Raw genomic sequence first — 243 nt, forward strand, 5'->3', positions numbered from 1 at the left:
CGTTAAAGTCGTTACTTCACATTGTGCCGTTACATTAGCTAAAGTTGCAAGATCAGCAACAGGAGCAGTAACATCTGTAATTACTATGTTTTGTGTTTGTGAGGAAGCATTCAGATTAACATCTGTATATGTCCAAGTTACCAGGGTTGTTCCTTGTGTTGTAATAGGAAGTGATGCATCGTTTGTTACAGTAACTATTCCACCACAATTATCAGTTGCAGTCGGTGCGGTTAAAGTAGTTAC

The 243-nt window shown here is 38.7% G+C and carries 1 protein-coding gene; it reads right to left on the bottom strand.

The annotated features are described in order from the left end of the window. Positions 1 to 243 (bottom strand): HYR-like domain-containing protein (locus ACVCXO_RS00420; protein ID WP_452227627.1); only part of this gene is annotated, 243 nt, incomplete at both ends.

The sequence above is a fragment of the Lacinutrix sp. MEBiC02404 genome, assembly GCF_053601575.1.